Origin of the sequence: Pseudomonas sp. FSL W5-0203 (assembly GCF_001896155.1) — a bacterium.
Taxonomy (GTDB): domain Bacteria; phylum Pseudomonadota; class Gammaproteobacteria; order Pseudomonadales; family Pseudomonadaceae; genus Aquipseudomonas; species Aquipseudomonas paracarnis.
Genome location: NZ_MPOR01000008.1, coordinates 134,415 through 154,461, shown reverse-complemented (window position 1 = coordinate 154,461; position 20,047 = coordinate 134,415). Strand labels below are relative to the sequence as shown.

At 59.8% G+C, this 20,047-nt stretch carries 16 protein-coding genes; 9 read left to right on the top strand and 7 right to left on the bottom strand.

The features are described 5' to 3' along the window. Positions 1 to 4 precede the first annotated feature (4 nt). Positions 5 to 1,867, bottom strand: a complete 1,863-nt coding sequence (gene moeB, locus BOP96_RS10195) for a molybdopterin-synthase adenylyltransferase MoeB (RefSeq protein ID WP_019820550.1) — start codon at positions 1,865 to 1,867, stop codon at positions 5 to 7. 23 nt (positions 1,868 to 1,890) lie between these two features. Then, complete coding sequence (locus BOP96_RS10190; RefSeq protein ID WP_073452600.1) at positions 1,891 to 2,835, bottom strand: DMT family transporter; 945 nt, start codon at positions 2,833 to 2,835, stop codon at positions 1,891 to 1,893. Positions 2,836 to 2,944: 109 nt separating this feature from the next. Here BOP96_RS10190 and BOP96_RS10185 point away from each other — a divergent pair, with 109 nt between their 5' ends. Beyond that, on the top strand, positions 2,945 to 4,369 hold the full coding sequence (locus BOP96_RS10185; protein ID WP_014719490.1) for an aminotransferase-like domain-containing protein: 1,425 nt from the start codon (positions 2,945 to 2,947) through the stop codon (positions 4,367 to 4,369). Between the two features lie 140 nt (positions 4,370 to 4,509). Here the strand turns inward: BOP96_RS10185 and ppsR are convergent, their stop codons facing one another. Beyond that, a complete protein-coding gene (gene ppsR, locus BOP96_RS10180; protein WP_003193298.1) occupies positions 4,510 to 5,328 on the bottom strand; it encodes a posphoenolpyruvate synthetase regulatory kinase/phosphorylase PpsR in 819 nt (272 codons plus the stop codon). Positions 5,329 to 5,506: 178 nt separating this feature from the next. Between ppsR and ppsA the strand changes: the two genes are divergently transcribed. The 8 genes from ppsA (at position 5,507) to BOP96_RS10140 (ending at position 13,645) form a co-directional block, all read left to right on the top strand. After that, positions 5,507 to 7,882: a phosphoenolpyruvate synthase gene (ppsA, locus tag BOP96_RS10175; protein WP_003193296.1), complete on the top strand. Its 2,376-nt coding sequence runs from the start codon at positions 5,507 to 5,509 to the stop codon at positions 7,880 to 7,882. Between the two features lie 106 nt (positions 7,883 to 7,988). After that, positions 7,989 to 8,978, top strand: coding sequence for an alpha/beta fold hydrolase (locus tag BOP96_RS10170; protein WP_019820545.1), 990 nt, complete (start codon positions 7,989 to 7,991; stop codon positions 8,976 to 8,978). Between the two features lie 229 nt (positions 8,979 to 9,207). Beyond that, on the top strand, positions 9,208 to 9,699 hold the full coding sequence (rraA, locus tag BOP96_RS10165; RefSeq protein ID WP_019820544.1) for a ribonuclease E activity regulator RraA: 492 nt from the start codon (positions 9,208 to 9,210) through the stop codon (positions 9,697 to 9,699). A gap of 25 nt (positions 9,700 to 9,724) precedes the next feature. Then, complete coding sequence (locus BOP96_RS10160) at positions 9,725 to 10,720, top strand: zinc transporter ZntB (RefSeq protein ID WP_014719487.1); 996 nt, start codon at positions 9,725 to 9,727, stop codon at positions 10,718 to 10,720. 86 nt (positions 10,721 to 10,806) lie between these two features. Next, positions 10,807 to 11,052 (top strand): hypothetical protein, encoded by a 246-nt coding sequence (locus tag BOP96_RS10155; RefSeq protein WP_014719486.1) that lies wholly within the window; start codon positions 10,807 to 10,809, stop codon positions 11,050 to 11,052. Positions 11,053 to 11,054: 2 nt separating this feature from the next. Then, a complete protein-coding gene (locus tag BOP96_RS10150; protein ID WP_003193288.1) occupies positions 11,055 to 11,879 on the top strand; it encodes a mechanosensitive ion channel family protein in 825 nt (274 codons plus the stop codon). Between the two features lie 87 nt (positions 11,880 to 11,966). Next, positions 11,967 to 12,557, top strand: coding sequence for an RNA polymerase sigma factor SigX (gene sigX / locus BOP96_RS10145; RefSeq protein WP_003193286.1), 591 nt, complete (start codon positions 11,967 to 11,969; stop codon positions 12,555 to 12,557). A gap of 107 nt (positions 12,558 to 12,664) precedes the next feature. Then, complete coding sequence (locus tag BOP96_RS10140) at positions 12,665 to 13,645, top strand: OmpA family protein (protein ID WP_003193285.1); 981 nt, start codon at positions 12,665 to 12,667, stop codon at positions 13,643 to 13,645. 60 nt (positions 13,646 to 13,705) lie between these two features. Here BOP96_RS10140 and cobA read toward each other — a convergent pair whose 3' ends face one another. Genes cobA through nirB form a run of 4 tightly spaced genes read right to left on the bottom strand, consistent with a single transcriptional unit; the run spans position 13,706 to position 19,935 of the window. Then, positions 13,706 to 14,449, bottom strand: a complete 744-nt coding sequence (cobA, locus tag BOP96_RS10135; RefSeq protein WP_019820539.1) for a uroporphyrinogen-III C-methyltransferase — start codon at positions 14,447 to 14,449, stop codon at positions 13,706 to 13,708. 10 nt (positions 14,450 to 14,459) lie between these two features. Next, positions 14,460 to 17,168 (bottom strand): nitrate reductase, encoded by a 2,709-nt coding sequence (locus BOP96_RS10130; RefSeq protein WP_073452597.1) that lies wholly within the window; start codon positions 17,166 to 17,168, stop codon positions 14,460 to 14,462. After that, positions 17,168 to 17,485, bottom strand: coding sequence for a nitrite reductase small subunit NirD (nirD, locus tag BOP96_RS10125; protein WP_014719483.1), 318 nt, complete (start codon positions 17,483 to 17,485; stop codon positions 17,168 to 17,170). The genes BOP96_RS10130 and nirD overlap by 1 nt, the downstream gene beginning before the upstream one ends. Then, positions 17,482 to 19,935, bottom strand: a complete 2,454-nt coding sequence (gene nirB / locus BOP96_RS10120; protein WP_020302634.1) for a nitrite reductase large subunit NirB — start codon at positions 19,933 to 19,935, stop codon at positions 17,482 to 17,484. The genes nirD and nirB overlap by 4 nt, the downstream gene beginning before the upstream one ends. Positions 19,936 to 20,047: the final 112 nt, after the last annotated feature.

Here is a 20,047-nt window from a genome sequence, read left to right as displayed (position 1 = left end):
ACTCTCAGTACAGCGGCATGTCAGGTTCGACGTCGCGAACCCAATGTTTCATGCCACCCTGCAGGACTTTGGTGTTGGCAAAGCCAGCGGCCAACAGGGTGCTGGCGGCTTGCTCGGCGCGGGTGCCTGCGTAGCAGATCAGGTAGTGGGTGTTGTCGCGGCTCAGACTGGCGAGCTGCCCATCCAGTTCTGCCAGCGGGATATGCACCACGCCCGGTAATTTGCACACTTCCAGTTCGCTGGCGTCGCGCACGTCCAGCAATACATCGGCGCTGCTAGGGTGTTCGAGCACTTGCTTGAGCACCTGGGGCTTGATGTAGCGTTCCGCGGCCAGGGAGGGCTGGCTCGGTAAGGCATCGGCGCAGGTGGCCGGCGCGACGGTTTCGCTGTGGCGCAGGTCCGAGCAGCAGGGGCAGTCAGCGCGGCGCTTGAAGCGGATCTCGCTGAACTTCATCGCCAGCGCGTCGAAGCGCATCAAGCGGCCGGACAAGGGTTCGCCAATGCCGATCAGTAATTTGATCGCCTCGGTGGCCTGGATCATACCGACCACGCCCGGCAACACGCCGATCACACCGCCCGCGCTGCAATTGGGCGCCAGCTCTGCGGGTGGGGCCTTGGGGAACAGGCAGCGATAGCACGGCCCACCTTTATAGTTGAGCACGCTGATCTGCCCGTCGAAACGGTAGATGGCGCCGTACACCAAGGGTTTACCCAGCTGCACACAGGCGTCGTTGACCAGGTAGCGGGTGTCGAAATTGTCGGTGCCGTCGATCACCAGGTCATAGGCGCCCACCAGTGCCAGGGCGTTGTCGCTGTTGAGCGCGGTGTTGTACGCGTTGATCTGGATATGCGGATTGAGGTCCAGCAGGCGCTGCTTGGCGGACTCGACCTTGGGCATGCCCAGGGTGCTGTTGCCATGTACGATCTGGCGTTGCAGGTTGCTGCTTTCCACCACATCAAAGTCCACCAGCCCCAGGGTGCCGATGCCGGCCGCCGCCAGGTACAGGCTGATGGGCGAGCCCAGGCCGCCGGTACCGATGACCAGCACCTTGGCTTTCTTCAGGTTCAATTGGCCTTCGCGGCCGACGCCTGGCAGGGTGATGTGGCGCACATAGCGCTGCACTTCTTCGTTGCTCAGGGCATCGATGTCCATGCCACCTGAAGTGGCGAGCAACACTTCGATCCGGGCTTTTGCTGGCAGGGGTTCATCGGCGTCGATCAACGCCTCCTCGGCGGTAAACAGGAAGTGTTCCTTGAGCTGGTCGTTCTTTTCATGGAACAGGTGCTGACGCAATTGGGGGTGATGGGTGCAGAGATTTTCAATGACTTCGCGCAATGTCGATCCGGCGCCCTCAAGGGTCGATTCCGGCAGCTTGGCCACGCGAACCAGAATGTCGGGGAAAGAGACAGCGTTCATGGACAACTCCGTGTGCAGGTCGTTGAAAGGTTGAAGGGAGAAATGCTTGCCATCCCAGGCAAACAGCTTGGAGCCCAGGGCCTGGCCCTGGCGGACATCCACCACCAAGTAGCTGACGGGGAAGATCGGCTCGCCCAGGAACAGTGCCTTGTCCTGGTCTTCGTCACTGAAATAGGCGCCCACATCCGGGTGTGAGTGGTAAATCACTACCACCGGGTTGTCACTGCGAAACGCCTTGTTCATCAGCAGGGTGTCGGCCACCGAAAAGGTGTAGCCATTGGCCGCGCTGCGTGGGTACATCTCGGGGTTCTTGCGGTGCAGTTCATTCTGGATATTGCTGCCCAGGTACACGCTGCCGTCGGCGAAGACGAAACCACAGCACTCCTCGGGGTAGCTGCGGCTGGCGTGGGCGTAGATCTGTTCCAGGGCGATGGGGCGGAGGACGTCCATGTTTCTCTCGCGTTGGTTGAGGGTCACTTTTTCTTGGCCATGAGTTTTTCAATCGGCAACTTGGTGATCGCAAAGCCGGCCAGCAGGATCGCCGAGTACAGCATCAGGTCGCGGGAAATTTCCACGCCTTCGTACCAGGCACCGATGATGACCGCGAACACCGGGAAGATGATGAACACGAACGACAGGATGATCGGGCTCAGGCGCTTGAGCAGCATGAAATACACAATGAACCCGCCCACCGAGGCCACCAGCCCCAGGTAGAACAGCGCGCTCCAGGAGCGCAGGGTAATGGCGTCGAACGTTGGTGTTTCAAACCACAGGCCGGCCAGGAACAGCATCAGCCCGGCAATGCCGATGGGCAGGGTGTTGTAGGTGATGACGCTGATGGCGCTGCCTTTTTGCTTGGTAATGACATAGCACAAGGCGTGCATGATCGCGGCGCTCAGAATGGCCAGTACCCCGAAGAACTCGGCGTGGTCCAGGTGCAGGCCCTGGCTCTTGATGATCATGTAAAGGCTGCCGAAACCGATGCCTATGCCGACCACCTGGGAAAAATAGATGCGCTCGCGCAGGAACAGCGCCGAGAAGATCAGGATGAATACCGGCATGCAACTGAACAGCAGGGCGGTGAGGCCCGACGACACATGCATTTCGCCGTAGTTGAGCAAATAGTAGGGAACGCTGAAGTAAGACAGGGTCACAAACACGAAGAACCAGCTGCTTTCCCGGGGAAACAGGATCGGCTCACGGCGCACCATGGCAAAACACAGGAACAGCGGAAACGCGATGAGAAAGCGCAGGCCGGCGGATGTCAGCGGCGGCACGCTCTCGACGGCGATCTTGATGCCCAGCCACGTGGTGCCCCAACTCAGGCACACGATCAGGAACATCACGCTGGTCACCAGCCCGGCGAGCCACTGTTTTTGCGTTTTTGTTTTTGCAGTGTTTTCGAGAACGGCGGACATTGGCATCGTTTATTGCTTCCCTGAGCCGGAATTGAACTCTATATTGAACTTGTAATGAGTTATGTTTATCGGCGATTGAACCCGTAAAAGCACACTATTAGGGCGAAAGATGGCTGTCAAAACAAATATTGACATGGTGTCAATTATGCGTGAGGGCTTGTCCAACGGGCAGGGCGTGAAGTACAAGCGCCTGTCCGATGTGATGGAACGGGGCATCCTCGAAGGCTTGATTGAACCGGGACGAAAACTGCCGCCCCATCGGGTGCTTTCCGACAATTTAGGCGTGACCATCGGCACCATCAGCCGGGCTTACGGTGAATTGGAGCGCCTGGGCCTGGTGGTTGCGCGGGTGGGTGACGGCACCTTCGTGCGCAAGCGTGGGATGGAGCGCCAGCGTGATGAGGGCTTTCGTAATTTCAGCGAGGAGCCGCGCCAGTACTTCGACATGAGCCGCAACATGCACATTCCCGGGCAAGAGACGGTGTTTCTCGCCCAAAGCTTTCAAACCCTATCGAATAATGCCAAGTTCCTCCAGGACATCAGCGCCTACACCCCCGACGCCGGCCTGCCGCGTTACCGGGAAGCGGGCGCGCAGTGGCTGGTGCAGCGCGAGTTTCATCCGATTCCCGAGCAGGTCATCTGCGTCAACGGCGGCCAGCACGGCTTGCTGTGCGCCATGATGGCGTTGCTGCGTGCTGGCGATACGGTGGTCACCGAGCAGTTGACTTATCCCGGCCTGATTACCGCTGCGCGTATGCTGGGGGTGCGGCTGATCGGCCTGGAGATGGACGAGGAAGGTGTGCTGCCCACGGCTCTGGATGAGGTCTGTCGCAATCACCGGATTTCGGCGTTGTATTGCACGCCGACTATCCAGAATCCGACCACCGCCGTGTTGTCGGTGGCGCGCCGCGAAGCCTTGGCCAGGGTGTGTCGCGAACATAACCTGCTGATTCTGGAGGACGAAGCCCACGGTGTGCTGGTGGAGGACCGTCCGCCGCCCCTCAGCTATTTCGCGCCTGAGCGTACGATCTTGATCAGCAGCCTGAGCAAGGCGGTGTCGGCTGGTTTGCGGGTGGGCTACGTGCATGCGCCGCCGGCGCTGGTCAGTCGCATTTCTGCGGCGCTGCGTTCGACCTGCTGGATGGCCACACCTGTGACTCTGGAGTTGGCGACCCAGTGGATTGAAAACGGCACGGCGGAATATTTGTTGCGTCAGCAGATCAATGAGATCAGCCGCCGCAAGACGTTAGTCGAAGATTTATTGAACGGCTTGGCCTATCGCACCCACCTCAACAGCCCGCACTTCTGGATCGAAGTACCGGAGCCCTGGCGGGCCTCGGAAATCGAGGCGGAGCTCAAACAGAACAATTACCTGATCGCCACCGCCGAGGCTTTTGCCGTGGGGCAGACGGCGGTGCCGCAGTTTATTCGGGCGAGTATCTGCAACACGTCGGGCGATGATCAGTTATTGCGCGAGGGGTTTGACGCGCTGGCGACGGCGCTGGGGCAGGGGGGCGGGCGGTTTCATCTGTAAATCCGCGTTACCGTTGCTCGTTCCCACGCTCTGCGTGGGAATGCATCTTGCGACGCTCCGCGTCGCTATTGCGGGACGCGGAGCGTCCCAGGCGGCGTTCCCACGCAGAGCGTGGGAACGATCAGATCAGGCGACAGAGATCACTTGAAGCGCCGCTCCACACCCTTCTCCACCAGAATCTTCGCCGAAATCTCTTCCACCGAAAAATGCGTGGAATTGATGTGCGCAATATTTTCGCGACGGAACAGATTTTCTACTTCCCGCACTTCAAATTCGCACTGGGCATAGCTGGAGTAGCGGCTGTTGGGCTTGCGTTCGTTGCGGATGGCGGTCAGCCGGTCCGGGTCGATGGTCAGGCCGAACAGTTTGTGTGAGTGCGCGCGCAAGGCGGCGGGCAGGGTCAGGTGTTCCATGTCATCTTCGGTCAACGGATAGTTGGCCGCACGAATACCGAATTGCATGGCCATGTACAGGCAGGTGGGGGTCTTGCCGCAACGCGACACGCCCACCAGGATCAGGTCGGCCTTGTCGTAGTAGTGGGTGCGGGCGCCGTCGTCGTTGTCGAGGGCGAAGTTCACCGCCTCGATGCGCTCCATATAGTTGGAGTTATGCCCGATGGAATGGGACTTTCCGACGGAATAGGAGGAGTGTTCACTCAGCTCCTGTTCCAACGGCGCCAGGAAGGTAGAGAAAATGTCGATCATGAAACCATTCGACGTTGCGAGAATCTCACGAATGTCTTGATTGACGATGGTGTCGAAAATGATCGGGCGAAAACCGTCTTTTTCAGCCGCCAGATTGATTTGTTGTACCATGGCCCGCGCTTTATCCACGCTGTCTATATAAGGCCGGGTGAATTTGGCGAAGGTAATGTTTTCGAACTGCGCGAGCAGGCTCTGGCCCAATGTTTCGGCTGTGATGCCGGTGCCGTCGGAAATAAAGAAAGCAGATCGTTTCATTTGAGCCCTGGGCCTTAAGCTGATGGCGAATCTTGGATATGATAGGCGCGATTTTGCCGTCCCGCAGTGGGCCGCATTCTCACTTATTTTCCAGGTCCAGGCCACAAGCGCTGGCGTTAGCTCCTACTGAGCAACCCGCGTCCTGAGCTTTTCCAACACAGAAAGTGGAGAGATCACCTTGGTAGAGTACGTAGTTTCCCTCGATAAGCTCGGCGTCCATGATGTAGAGCATGTGGGGGGCAAGAACGCATCCCTCGGCGAGATGATCAGTAATCTTGCAGGCGCTGGTGTCTCGGTGCCCGGTGGTTTCGCCACCACGGCCCAGGCTTACCGCGACTTCCTAGAGCTGAGCGGCCTCAACGCCCAGATCCACGCCGCGCTGGACGCCCTGGACGTCGATGACGTCAACGCCCTGGCCAAGACCGGCGCCCAGATCCGCCAGTGGATCATGGAAGCCGAGTTCCCCGAGAAGCTCAACGAAGAAATTCGCACCGCCTTCGCCACCCTGTCGGCCGGTAACCCGGACATGGCCGTCGCCGTGCGTTCCTCGGCCACCGCCGAAGACTTGCCGGACGCCTCCTTTGCCGGCCAGCAGGAAACCTTCCTCAACATTCGCGGCGTCGAAAACGTGATCCGCGCGGCCAAGGAAGTGTTTGCCTCCCTCTTTAACGACCGTGCGATCTCCTACCGCGTACACCAGGGTTTCGACCACAAGCTGGTGGCCCTGTCTGCCGGCGTGCAGCGCATGGTGCGTTCGGAAACCGGCACTGCCGGTGTGATGTTCACCCTGGATACCGAATCCGGTTTCCGTGACGTGGTGTTTATCACCGGCGCCTACGGCCTGGGCGAAACCGTCGTACAAGGCGCGGTCAACCCGGACGAATTCTACGTACACAAGGGCACCCTCGAAGCGGGCCGCCCGGCCATCCTGCGCCGTAACCTGGGCAGCAAGGCCATCAAGATGATCTACGGCGACGAGGCCAAGGCCGGTCGCTCGGTCAAAACCGTTGAAGTCGACAAGGCCGAGCGTGCGCGTTTCTGCCTGACCGACGCTGAAGTCAGCGAGTTGGCCAAACAAGCGATGATCATCGAAAAGCACTACAAGTGCCCGATGGACATCGAGTGGGCCAAGGACGGTGACGACGGCAAGCTGTACATCGTGCAGGCTCGCCCGGAAACCGTGAAGAGCCGCACTTCGGCCAACGTCATGGAGCGCTACCTGCTCAAGGAAACCGGCACCGTGCTGGTAGAAGGCCGTGCCATTGGCCAGCGCATTGGCGCAGGCAAGGTGCGGATCATCAAGGACGTGTCCGAGATGGACAAGGTCCAGCCGGGTGACGTACTGGTTTCCGACATGACCGACCCGGATTGGGAACCGGTGATGAAGCGCGCCAGTGCCATTGTCACCAACCGTGGCGGGCGTACCTGCCACGCGGCGATCATTGCCCGTGAGCTGGGGATTCCGGCAGTCGTGGGTTGCGGCAACGCCACCCAACTGCTCAAGGATGGCCAGGGTGTGACCGTGTCCTGCGCCGAAGGCGATACCGGCTTTATCTTCGAAGGTGAGCTGGGCTTCGATATCAAGCAAAACTCCATTGACGCCATGCCCGACCTGCCGTTCAAGATCATGATGAACGTCGGCAACCCGGACCGTGCCTTTGATTTCGCCCAGTTGCCGAACGCCGGCGTGGGCCTGGCCCGCCTGGAATTCATCATCAACCGCATGATCGGCGTGCACCCCAAGGCACTCCTGAACTATGACGGCCTGCCGCTGGACATCAAGGAAAGCGTCGACAAGCGCATCGCCGGCTACAACGACCCGGTAGGTTTCTACGTCGAGAAACTGGTCGAAGGCATCAGCACCCTGGCTGCGGCGTTCTACCCGAAAAAGGTCATCGTGCGCCTGTCGGACTTCAAGTCCAATGAATACGCGAACCTGATCGGCGGCAAGCTCTACGAGCCGGAAGAAGAAAACCCGATGCTGGGTTTCCGCGGTGCCTCGCGTTACATCAGCGAAGCCTTCCGTGACTGCTTCGAGCTTGAATGCCGTGCGCTCAAGCGCGTGCGCAACGAGATGGGCCTGACCAACGTCGAGATCATGGTGCCCTTCGTGCGCACCCTGGGCGAAGCGAGCCAGGTGGTGGACCTGCTGGCAGAAAACGGCCTGACCCGTGGCGAGAACGGCCTGCGCGTGATCATGATGTGCGAGTTGCCGTCCAACGCCATCCTGGCTGAAGAGTTCCTGGAGTTCTTCGACGGTTTCTCCATCGGCTCCAACGACCTGACGCAGTTGACCCTGGGCCTGGACCGCGACTCGGGGATCATCGCCCACCTGTTCGACGAGCGTAACCCAGCGGTCAAGAAGCTGCTGGCCAACGCCATCCAGGCCTGTAACAAGGCTGGCAAGTACATCGGTATCTGCGGCCAAGGCCCTTCGGACCACCCGGACCTGGCCAAATGGCTGATGGAGCAGGGGATCGAGAGCGTCTCGCTGAACCCCGATTCCGTGCTGGAAACCTGGTTCTTCCTGGCTGAAGGCCAAGCGTCCGCCTAAGATCGCGTGGTCAAAAGTGCCGGTCACTCGTTGCGGGTGACCGGCATTCTTATCTGTACAGGGCGGGAATCCTTGCGGACGCCGCCCTTTTTTGTGCAAGAGCATTATGCAAAGCAGCAGCCATCTGTTTCCTGTCGCCCTGATCAGCGCTGAACGTCGGGGCGACCTGAGTGAAGACGTCTACCGACTCAAACCCGGTAACAGCCCGGACGGCACCGTCGAGCTGGCGGTTACCCGTTTGGGCCTGGCCGATGTCCCGGAAAACCGGGGCACGCCGATTATTTTGTTGCATGGCAGTTTTTCCAATCGACGTTTCTGGTATTCGCCAAAAGGAATTGGCCTGGGGGCTTACCTCGCACGTCGCGGATTTGATGTGTGGATCCCGGAAATGCGCGGCCATGGTTTGTCCAAGCGCAATCACGACTACGCCAGTAACCGCGTCGCCGATTATGCGCGCTACGATTTGCCGGCCGTGGGGGCGTTTGTGTGTGAGCAAAGCGGGCAGATTCCGCACTGGATCGGGCATTCCCTCGGTGCCACCACCCTGGCTGCGGCCTTGGGTGGGCAGCACTTGGATGCATCAGCGGTGGCGTCGGTGGCGTTGTTCGGCTGCCAGGTCAGTCGCACCCACTGGCCGTTGAAAATTCCACCGGTGGAGTGGGGCGCTCGCTTTATCCTCAAGCGCCTTGCCCATCTGTCGGGCCCGCGCTTCAAGCGTGGGCCCGAGGACGAGCCGGCCGGCGTGATGATCGAAGCGATGCGTTGGAACGGCCTGTTCGGCCGGTTTGGCGATGCCGAGCATGACTGGTGGAAAGGCTTGGCGCAGGTCGATGTGCCGCTGTTGGCGGTGAGCGCAGCGGGCGACCGGCAAGACCCGGACTGGGCCTGCCGCAAGCTCTTCGAGCAAGTGGGCAGCGAGCATCGCCAGTACCTGTGCCTGGGACGTCAGCAAGGTTTCAGCGAGGATTTCGGCCATGTGCAGATGCTGGTCAGTAAAGCGGCCCAGGCCCAAGTGTGGCCTTTGGTCGAGCGCTGGTTGAACGACCCGCTGACACCCTTATTCGGTACGCAATCCGAAGTGTCCGCAGCGGTTTGACGAAACGCTCTACCAAGGGCGTTTCACTCTTGAATGGTTGCGGCTAAGATATGACGCGCCACGCGGTTCTGGTCATATTCAGTCGCGCAACGTGTATTGCGTTACGCTGAACCGGGTTTGATCATGGCCGCCGCCAACGCCCAGGCACTTAAAGAATGCCTGTCGCGGGGCGTTTTCTTGATGTACACCGTGGATGTTCGACCTCTTCTTTGATGACAGGAGTTTCTCGATGAACCATTACGTGACCCCCGACCTGTGTGACGCCTACCCGGAGCTGGTGCAGGTAGTGGAGCCGATGTTCAGCAACTTCGGTGGCCGAGACTCCTTTGGTGGCGAGATTGTCACCCTCAAATGCTTCGAGGATAACTCCCTGGTCAAGGCGCAGGCTGACCTGCCGGGCGTTGGCAAAGTGCTGGTGGTCGATGGTGGTGGTTCCCTGCGCTGCGCGTTGCTGGGTGACATGATTGCCGAGAAAGCCGCGAAAAATGGTTGGGAAGGGCTGGTGATCTACGGGTGTATCCGTGACGTCGACGTCATCGCCCAGACCGACCTGGGTGTACAGGCCCTGGCCTCTCATCCGAAAAAAACCGACAAGCGCGGCCTTGGCGACCTGAACGTCCCGGTGACATTCGCAGGCGTGACGTTCCGCCCCGGTGAGTACATTTATGCCGATAACAACGGGGTGATCGTGTCACCCAGCCCGCTGAAAATGCCTGAATAAACTGCCGCAACCGATCGGGGTGAGGATGTTCGAAGAAGAAAACGCGCAATGGGGGCTGGTGCATGCCCTGGTGCTGGACGGTAAAGGCGGTGCGCGTTCGATTGCCCGGACTGAGCTCGACGATTTGCAGTTGCAGCCCCAGGAAAGCCTGTGGCTGCACTGGGATCGCAGCCATCCTCAAACCCAGACCTGGCTGCGCAAATCCAGCGGCCTGAGCGAGTTTGCCTGTGACCTGCTGCTGGAGGAAAACACCCGTCCACGGCTGTTGCCGCTGCCGGACGCCGAATTGCTGCTGTTTCTGCGCGGAATCAATCTCAACCCAGGCGCGGAGCCGGAAGACATGGTGTCGGTGCGCATTTTCGCCGCCGCCAACCGAGTGATTTCCCTGCGTTTGCGCCCCTTGCGCGCTACCGATGAGTTGCTGGTGCAACTGGCAGACGGCAAAGGCCCCAAGACGGCGTCTGAACTCATCCTTTATATGGCTCAGTACCTGACCAACAAAGTGCAGGATCTGGTCGCCGGCTTGTCTGAAATCGTCGATTCCGAGGAAGAAAAACTCGATGCCGACGAACGGTATACTCCGGAGCACGGCAGCGTTCTGCAGATCCGTCGAAGAGCCGCCGGACTCAAGCGCTTCCTGGCCCCCCAGCGGGATATTTTCGCCCAGCTGACACGAATCAAATTGGCGTGGTTCTGCGACGACGATGCGGACTATTGGAACGAACTGCACAACAGCCTGACCCGTTACCTGGAAGAGCTGGAATTGGCCAGAGAGCGCGTGGGGCTTGTGCTGGAGGCTGAAGACCGGCGCTTGAGCCTGCGCATGAACCGCACCATGTACCGCTTCGGGATCATCACCGGGATCTTCTTGCCGATGAGTTTTCTCACCGGTTTGCTCGGTATCAATGTGGGCGGCATTCCATTCTCTGCCAGCCCTTATGGATTCATGATTGCGTGCCTGTTGATGGTGTCTGTGGCACTGGGGCAATGGTGGTTATTTCGACGATTGCGCTGGGTTTGACCTGAATATGACCTGAACGTAAGAAAGGGCCGATGTGACCCGATGAATTTTACCCTCGTCTTTTAAATCACTTGCGAGAGGTCTCTATGCACGATCCGTTCGAACAGTCTTTGCGTGACATGCTCAATGCTTCGCCATCCAACCGTGATGACGATGCCTGCCTGGGCCGCGTACTGAAAACCGCCAACCGTCAGGTAGGGGCGGGTGACCTGTTCGGTCTGCTCGGGCGTTGGTTGCCGGCGTTGATGATGGCCCTGAACAACGGTTCGGCCCATGTGTCACCGGTTTCCCGTCGTAAACCTCTTGCTAGCACTGCTGATAAGGCTGATTGAATATGGAACTTGATCTCTGGACCCAGAGCCTGGTCACCGCGATGACCGCATTGTGGACCAAGGTGGCGAATTTCATTCCCAACCTGTTTGGTGCCCTGGTCCTGGTATTGCTGGGTTTTGTCGTGGCCAAGCTGCTCGATACCCTGCTGTCCAAATTGCTCGCCAAACTGGGGCTCGATCGCCTGATGGCTGGCACTGGCCTGACCAAACTGCTCGGTCGCGCGGGGTTGCAAGTACCGATTTCGACCCTGATCGGCAAGATCGTCTATTGGTTCGTTCTACTTATTTTTCTGGTTTCTGCAGCGCAGTCCCTTGGACTTGAGCGAGTTTCAGCTACGCTCGACATGCTGGCACTGTATTTGCCGAAAGTTTTCGGCGGCGCGCTGGTGCTGCTGGTGGGGGTTCTACTCGCGCAACTGGCCAACGGGCTGGTGCGCGGGGCCGCCGAAGGCGTGGGGTTGGACTACGCAGCGGGCCTGGGACGAATTGCCCAGGGGCTGGTGATCATCATCAGTATTTCCGTCGCGATCAGCCAGCTGGAGGTCAAAACTGACCTGCTCAACCACGTGATTGTGATTGTTTTGATTACCGTTGGTCTGGCAGTTGCGCTGGCCATGGGGTTGGGAAGCCGGGAAATTGCCGGTCAGATTCTTGCGGGAATCTATGTGCGTGAGCTGTATCAAGTTGGGCAACAGGTGCGTGTGGGCGAGGTCGAAGGGCAAATCGAGGAGATCGGCACAGTCAAGACGACCGTGCTGACCGATGACGGGGAACTGGTGTCGCTGTCCAACCGGATTCTCCTGGAGCAGCAGGTCAGTAGCCGCTAATCCGGCAAATCCTGCTAATGTACGCCGCCGCAAACCCGGGTGACCGGGTTGCAGCGGACATTGACCTGACTGTCGGCACGACTTGTTTTGAATAAAGCCCAAACGCTGTCCACGCGCTATGACCCCCGTGAGCTCTCTGATGAGGAGTTGGTCGCGCGCTCGCACACGGAGCTGTTTCACGTAACACGCGCGTACGAAGAATTGATGCGCAGGTATCAACGCACTCTGTTCAACGTTTGTTCAAGGTATTTGGGGAACGATAGAGACGCGGATGATGTCTGTCAGGAAGTGATGCTCAAGGTGCTATACGGCCTGAAGAACTTCGAGGGCAAATCGAAGTTCAAGACCTGGCTGTACAGCATCACGTACAACGAGTGCATCACGCAGTATCGGAAGGAACGGCGAAAGCGTCGCTTGATGGACGCTTTGAGTCTGGACCCCCTTGAGGAGGCGTCTGAAGAGAAGGCGCCGGCACCCGAGGAAAAGGGCGGACTTGATCGCTGGTTGGTGCATGTGAACCCGATTGACCGCGAAATTCTGGTGCTTCGATTTGTCGCAGAGCTGGAATTTCAGGAAATCGCTGACATCATGCATATGGGTTTGAGTGCTACAAAAATGCGGTACAAGCGTGCTCTTGATAAATTACGTGAGAAATTTGCGGGCGAGACTGAAACTTAGTGCGTAGCAAATATCTCTTACGTGTAGGCAAGTTCTGTTAGACTTGTCGCCGAGTTGTCCCCCGGTTTGTGGGACTGCTTTACAATCACCAGATGGGGATTTAACGGATGAAACTGAAAAACACCTTGGGCTTGGCCATTGGTTCTCTTATTGCCGCTACTTCTTTCGGCGTTCTGGCACAAGGCCAAGGCGCAGTTGAAGGCGAGCTGTTCTACAAGAAGCAGTACAACGATAGCGTTAAGCACATCGAAGACGGCTTCAACCCAGGCGCTCGCATTGGTTACTTCCTGACCGACGATCTGTCGTTGAATCTGTCGTACGACAAGACCAACCACACCCGTTCGAACGACGGCACTGGCAACCAGAAGATCAAAGGTGACACTGGCAGCCTCGTTGCTCAGTACCACTTCGGTCAGGCTGGCGTTGATAGCCTGCGTCCATACGTTGAAGGCGGTTTCGGCCACCAGAGCCGTGGCAACGTGCGCGCTGACGGCCACACCGGTCGCGATCAGACCACTTTCGCTACCATCGGTACCGGCGTGAAGTACTACTTCACCAACAACCTGTACGCTCGTGCTGGTGTTGAAGCTGACTACGGTCTGGACAACGGCAAGTGGGACTACTCCGCACTGGTTGGCCTGGGCGTGAACTTCGGCGGTAACGCTGGCGCAGCTGCTCCAGCTCCTACCCCAGCACCAGCTCCAGAGCCAGTTCCAGAGCCAGAAGCTCCGGTTGCTCAGGTTGTTCGTGTTGAGCTGGACGTTAAGTTCGACTTCGACAAGGCCGTTGTTAAGCCTAACAGCTACGGCGACGTTAAAAACCTGGCCGACTTCATGGCTCAGTACCCAGCTACCAACGTAGAAGTTGCTGGTCACACTGACTCCGTAGGTCCAGACGCTTACAACCAGAAGCTGTCCCAGCGTCGTGCTGACGCTGTTAAGCAAGTCCTGGTTAAAGACGGCGTTGCTCCTAGCCGTGTAACTGCTGTTGGTTACGGCGAATCCCGCCCAGTTGCTGACAACGCAACTGAAGCTGGTCGCGCTGTTAACCGTCGCGTAGAAGCGTCGGTTGAAGCTACCGCTCAGTAATTACTGAGTAGTAAAGAAAAGCCCGGCTCAGGCCGGGCTTTTTTTCGCCTGCGATTTGCCTCAGGCGCTTGCCGCAGCGGCGATGCTAGCCATCTGTGCGGCGCCGGCAACCTGGCCAATCACCAGGATGGCCGGGCTCTTCAGCGCAAAGGTTTTTGCCGCTTCATGCATGGCCGCCAGGGAGCTGCGGCATTCGCGTTGCTGGGGCAATGAAGCGTTTTCGATCATTGCCACCGGCATATCCGCAGCCATGCCGCCGTTGAGCAGCTGTTCGCGGATTTCTTCCAGCTTCGCCACACCCATATACACCACCAGCGTGGTTCCACCCTCCGCCAGCGCACGCCAGTTCAAGCTACTGTCATCCTGGGTATGCGCGGTGACCAAGGTCACTCCGCGGCTCACCCCGCGCAAGGTCAACGGGATATCGCACTGGGTTGCTCCGGCCAGCCCTGAGGTGATGCCATTGACCAATTCCACCTCGACACCACGCTCGCGCAGCCAGGTTGCCTCCTCGCCACCGCGGCCAAAAATACACGGGTCACCGCCTTTAAGGCGTACTACGCACTTGCCCTGGCGTGCATAACGCAACATCAGGCGGTGAATGAAATCCTGCGGGGTAGAACGACATCCCCCGCGCTTGCCGACGGTAATCACCCGGGCGCTGGTGCAGTGTTCCAGTACTGCCGGGTTGACCAGATCATCAATCAGCACGACGTCCGCTGCCTGCAGAGCCCGGACCGCTTTCAGGGTCAGCAACTCCGGGTCACCCGGACCTGCGCCTACCAGCCACACTTTTGCGCTCATGTTGTTCCCCTTACACACTGATGGCGATTGGCTGCGGGTTGCTGGCCAAAAGACGTTTGATTTCCGGCACGCAGGAGCCGCATTGGGTGCCGCAGCCCAAGGCCTGTTTGAGGCCATCCAGGTCCAGGCCGCTGCCGATACCGGCACACACGGCGTTTTCGCTGACGTTCTTGCAGTTGCACACAATCTTGTTGCTGGCCGTGGTACCGCCCGGTGGCGCGCTCAAGGGCGCCAGCAACCAGCGCCGCAGTTGCTCGTCGGCCCGGCCTTCCAGCCACAGGCTTTGCAGCCAGTGACGGGCCAGGGTTTCGCCGGCCAGGCGCAGGGCGGTGATGCGGCCTTTCTCGATCTTCACGCGCTTGCCGATTGAGCGGCGCGGGTCGTCATAGGCCATTACCGGGCCGTCGTTGAGGCCCAGCAGGTGGTCGATACGGGTCAAGAGTTGCAGGTCGGGCGCCTCGGTATGCGCGGCGCGCACCAGCAGCGCGGGGCGTTCACGGCCAGCCAGGCTCAGGCTGACGTAGGCAAAGGTTTCACACAGTGGGCGCAAGGCTTCGAAGTGCTGCTGTACATCGCCTTCGATCAGCGCAAACAGCTGCCACGGCAGTTGCACGGCTTCCAGGCGCACGCCGCTGTGCTTGAGCTCCGGCTGCTTGGACAAAGGGTCGAACGCCGGTTGAGTGAGGGTATTGACGCCGCCCTTGAGAAAGCGGTCGCCCCAGTGCATGGGCAGGAACGCTTGGCCGGGACGCACACTGTCATCGCTGCCGACGGCGACGATCACGCTGCCGCGACGGCTTTTCAGGCTGACCAGGTCACCCTCTTTGAAGCGGTGGCGGCGTAGCTCATCCGGATGCAGGCTCAACAATGCTTCACTGACGTGCCCGAACAACTGCGCTGCCGTGCCGGTGCGGCTCATCCCATGCCATTGATCACGCAGGCGACCGGTGATCAGGGTCAGGGGAAATCGCGCATCGCGCTGTTCCTTGGCGGCGCGATAAGGCTCGGCGACAAACTGCGCCCGCCCAGTGTCAGTGGGGAAAATACCGTCGGTGTACAAGCGCGACGTACCCGCTTGCGCACCCTCGGGAAACGGCCATTGCTGCGGGCCGAGCTGGTCGAGCAGGGCGTGGCTGATGCCGGACATATCCAGGTCACGGCCTTGAGTCAGTGGCTTGAATTCATCAAACAGCTGCGCCGCGTGCTCAAAGGCGAACAGGCTCGGCAACCCCGGCCGCAGACGGCGCTCCAGGCGTTGTGCGAAATCCACGGTGATCGCCCAATCCGCGCGTGCTTCAGCCGGTGGGTTGATGGCGCGGCGCACGTGGGAAATACGTCGCTCGGAGTTGGTCACCGTGCCGTCTTTTTCACCCCAACTGGCGGCGGGCAGTAGCAGGTCGGCATAGGCGGCGGTTTCGGTGGTACGAAAGGCTTCCTGCAACACCACGAACGGGCACGCTGCCAAAGCGGCGCGCACCGCGTTCTGGTCGGGCAGCGATTGGGCCGGGTTGGTACAGGCGATCCACAACGCCTTGATCTTCCCCGCCTGCACCTGTTCAAACAGTTCGATGGCGGTAAGGCCGGTGGTCGCGGGCAGTTGTTCCACGCCCCAATAGGCCGCCACTTCAGCGCGGTGTTCAGGGTTGGCCGCTTCGCGGTGGCCCGGCAGCAAATTGGACAGGCTGCCGGTTTCGCGCCCACCCATGGCGTTCGGTTGGCCGGTCAGGGAAAACGGCCCGCAGCCCGGCCGGCCAATGGTCCCCGTGGCTAAATGCAGGTTGATCAACGCGCTGTTTTTGGCGCTGCCGGTCGTGGATTGGTTAAGCCCCATGCACCACAGCGACAGAAAGCTGCTGGAGGTGCCCACCCACTGCGCGCACAGGCGCAACTGTTCGACGCTGATGCCGCATAGCTGCGTGACCATCTGCGGCGTGTAGTCATGCACCAGGCGCTTGAGTTCGGCCAAGCCGTCGGTGTGGGCCTGGATAAACGCGCGGTCGACCCAGTCTTCCCACAGCAACAGATGCAAAATGCCGTGGAACAACGCCACATCCGTGCCCGGCAAGATCGCTAGGTGCAGGTCGGCCAAGTCGCAGGTGTCGGTACGCCGAGGGTCAATCACCAGCACTTTCATCTGCGGGCGTTGCGCCTTGGCTTGCTCCAGGCGCCGGAACAATACCGGATGGGCGTAGGCCATATTGCTGCCGACGATCATCACGCAGTCGCTGTTTTCCAGGTCTTCATAGCTGCACGGCGGCGCATCGGCGCCCAGGCTGCGCTTGTAGCCGACCACTGCCGAAGACATGCACAGCCGGGAGTTACTGTCGATATTATTAGTGCCCACCAACGCCCGCGCCAACTTGTTGAAGCTGTAGTAGTCCTCGGTCAACAGTTGCCCGGAGATATAGAACGCCACGCTGTCGGGCCCGTGTTCGGCAATCGTCTCGGCAAACACGTTGGCCGCGTGTTCCAGGGCGGTGTCCCAGTCGGTGCGAGTGCGTGCCAGTGCTTTGCCCAAGCGTAATTGCGGGTACAGGGCGCGGGCGCTCACGTCGCCGGTCAAGTGCAGGCTGGCACCTTTGCTGCACAACTTGCCGAAGTTGGCCGGATGGCTGGGGTCGCCTTGCACCCCCAGGATCTGTTCGCCGTCATGCTCGATCAGCACGCCGCAGCCCACCCCGCAATAACAGCAGGTGGACGCGGTGGTCTGGCGGTTCATCAACCCGCGTCCCGCAGGGCCAGCATCACCCGGCCGTTTTCGACCCGGGCCTGATGATGGTGGGCGCAGCCGATATCCGGGGCCTGGGCTTGGCCAGTCGCCAGGTCAATCTGCCAGTTGTGCAGCGGGCAGGCCACGCGCTTGCCGTAGATCAAGCCTTGGGACAGCGGCCCGCCCTTGTGAGGACAGCGGTCGTCGAGGGCAAAGACTTCATCGTCACTGGTGCGAAAAATCGCGATGTCACCTTTGGGCCCGCTGATGATGCGCGAGCCCAGGGCGTTGATTTCATCGAGGGCGCAGATATCCAGCCAGTTCATAGCGAGACCTCCAGTTGTTTGACGGGGATCACGTCGAATTCCTTTTTCAGCAGCGGCTGCTCCAGGCGTTCCTTCCACGGGTCCTGCTCGAATGACAACGAGAACTGCAAACGCTCATTGAGGGCTTGGCGGCGCGCCGGGTCTTCCAATACGGCCTTCTTGATATGCTCCATGCCCACTCGCTGCAGGTAGTGCACGGTGCGCTCCAGGTAGAAGGCTTCTTCGCGGTACAACTGCAGGAACGCGCCGTTGTATTCACGCACTTCCTCGGCGGTTTTCACCTTGACGAAGAACTCCGCGACTTCGGTCTTGATCCCGCCGTTGCCGCCGATGTACATCTCCCAGCCCGAGTCGACACCGATAATGCCTACGTCCTTGATGCCCGCTTCCGAGCAATTGCGTGGGCAACCGGACACCGCCAACTTGACCTTGTGGGGCGACCACATGTTGAACAGGTCATGCTCCAGCTCGATGCCCAGTTGTGTGGAGTTCTGCGTACCAAACCGGCAGAACTCGCTGCCCACACAGGTTTTGACGGTACGGATGGATTTGCCATAGGCATGCCCGGACGGCATATCCAGGTCCTTCCATACCCCAGGCAAGTCCTGCTTCTTGATACCGAGCAAGTCGATACGCTGGCCGCCGGTGACCTTGACCATCGGCACGTTGTACTTGTCGGCCACATCGGCGATGCGGCGCAGCTCCGAAGGGTTGGTCACGCCGCCCCACATCCGTGGCACCACAGAATAGGTGCCGTCTTTTTGAATATTGGCGTGGGCCCGTTCGTTGATCAGCCGCGATTGCGGGTCGTCCTTGGCTTCGCCGGGCCAGGTGGAGATCAGGTAATAGTTGAGCGCCGGGCGGCAGGTGGCGCAGCCATTGGGGGTGCGCCAGTTCAGGTAACGCATGGTGCTGTCGATGGTCAGCAGGTGCTGCTCGCGGATGGCCTGGCGGATCTGCCCGTGGTTGAGGTCGCTGCAGCCACAGATGGCTTTTTCACTTTTGGGTTTGACGTCGGCGGCGCCGCCCACGGTGTTGATCAGGATCTGCTCGACCAGGCCGGCACAGGAGCCGCAGGAGCTGGCGGCCTTGGTGTGTTTTTTCACCTCGTCGACACTGAACAACCCTTGTTCCTGGATCGCCTTGACGATGGTGCCCTTGCACACGCCGTTGCAGCCGCAGACTTCGGCGCTGTCGGCCATGCTCATGGCTTTGTCCTGGCCTTGGTGGCCGACATCGCCGAGTGCATTTTCACCGAACATCAGGTGATCGCGGATTTCACCGATGGCGTGGTTCTCACGGATCTGGCGGAAATACCAGCCGCCATCGGCGGTATCGCCGTACAGGCAGGCGCCGACCAGGATATCGTCCTTGATCACCAGCTTCTTGTACACGCCGCCAATCGGGTCGGAGAGCGTGATGGTCTCGGTGCCTTCGCCGCCCATGAAGTCGCCAGCGGAGAACAGGTCGATGCCGGTGACTTTCAGCTTGGTGGAGGTCACCGAGCCCTTGTAAGTGGCAAAGCCCAATTGGGCCAGGTGGTTGGCGCAGACCTTGGCCTGTTCGAACAAGGGTGCCACCAGGCCATAGGCGATGCCGCGATGGCTGGCGCATTCACCGATCGCATAGATACGCGGGTCGTAGGTTTGCATCGTGTCGTTGACCAGGATCCCACGGTTGCAAGGGATGCCGGACTTTTCCGCGAGTTCGGTATTGGGGCGGATGCCGGCAGCCATCACCACCAGGTCGGCCGGGATGATGTCGCCATTTTTGAACTGCACCGAGCCGACGCGGCCATTGCCGGCATCGTGCAGGGCCTGGGTCTGCTCGCACAGGCGAAACACCAGGCCGCGACTTTCCAGTTCGGTTTGCAGTAGCTGGCCGCTGGTCTTGTCCAGTTGCCGCTCCAGCAGCCATTCACCGATGTGCACCACCGTCACGTGCATGCCGCGCAGCATCAAGCCGTTGGCCGCTTCCAGGCCGAGCAGGCCGCCGCCGATCACCACCGCATGCTTGTGGGTCTTGGCGGTGTCGATCATCGCCTGTGTATCGGCAATGTCACGGTAGCCAATCACACCCTGCAACGTGTTGCCGGGAATCGGCAGGATAAACGGCGTGGACCCGGTGGCGATCAGCAGGCGGTCATATTCGGCCTCGGTGCCGTCTTCGGCGATGACTTTGCGCTTGACCCGGTCGATCTGCACCACTTTGCGGTTGAGCAGCAGTTTGACGTTATTGTTCAGGTACCAATCCAGGTCGTTGAGCACGATCTCTTCGAAGGTTTGCTCACCGGCCAGTACCGGCGACAGCAGGATGCGGTTGTAGTTGGTGTGAGGCTCGGCGCCGAACACGGTGATGTCGTACAGCTCGTTGCTCAGCTTGAGCAGTTCTTCCAGGGTGCGAACCCCGGCCATACCGTTGCCGATCATCACCAGTTTGAGTTTTTTCATGTCGTTCTCCGCAATGGCTCGACAAATCGTGCGCAAACAAAAAAGGCATCCCCGCTAGTCAGCTAGCGAGGACGCCTTTGTCCTGGTCCCGTTCTCTCGGGAAGCTCGGCCC

Coding starts and splice junctions, on each gene's coding strand:
- BOP96_RS10140 (WP_003193285.1), top strand. CDS start 12,665: ATGAAACTGAAAAACACCTTGGGCTTGGCCATTGGTTCTCTTATTGCC.
- nirB (WP_020302634.1), bottom strand. CDS start 19,935: ATGAAAAAACTCAAACTGGTGATGATCGGCAACGGTATGGCCGGGGTT.
- BOP96_RS10155 (WP_014719486.1), top strand. CDS start 10,807: ATGCACGATCCGTTCGAACAGTCTTTGCGTGACATGCTCAATGCTTCG.
- moeB (WP_019820550.1), bottom strand. CDS start 1,867: ATGGACGTCCTCCGCCCCATCGCCCTGGAACAGATCTACGCCCACGCC.
- cobA (WP_019820539.1), bottom strand. CDS start 14,449: ATGAGCGCAAAAGTGTGGCTGGTAGGCGCAGGTCCGGGTGACCCGGAG.
- BOP96_RS10185 (WP_014719490.1), top strand. CDS start 2,945: ATGGCTGTCAAAACAAATATTGACATGGTGTCAATTATGCGTGAGGGC.
- BOP96_RS10130 (WP_073452597.1), bottom strand. CDS start 17,168: ATGAACCGCCAGACCACCGCGTCCACCTGCTGTTATTGCGGGGTGGGC.
- BOP96_RS10170 (WP_019820545.1), top strand. CDS start 7,989: ATGCAAAGCAGCAGCCATCTGTTTCCTGTCGCCCTGATCAGCGCTGAA.
- ppsR (WP_003193298.1), bottom strand. CDS start 5,328: ATGAAACGATCTGCTTTCTTTATTTCCGACGGCACCGGCATCACAGCC.
- rraA (WP_019820544.1), top strand. CDS start 9,208: ATGAACCATTACGTGACCCCCGACCTGTGTGACGCCTACCCGGAGCTG.
- BOP96_RS10190 (WP_073452600.1), bottom strand. CDS start 2,835: ATGTCCGCCGTTCTCGAAAACACTGCAAAAACAAAAACGCAAAAACAG.
- BOP96_RS10160 (WP_014719487.1), top strand. CDS start 9,725: ATGTTCGAAGAAGAAAACGCGCAATGGGGGCTGGTGCATGCCCTGGTG.
- nirD (WP_014719483.1), bottom strand. CDS start 17,485: ATGAACTGGCTGGATATCTGCGCCCTCGATGAAATCAACGCCCTGGGC.
- BOP96_RS10150 (WP_003193288.1), top strand. CDS start 11,055: ATGGAACTTGATCTCTGGACCCAGAGCCTGGTCACCGCGATGACCGCA.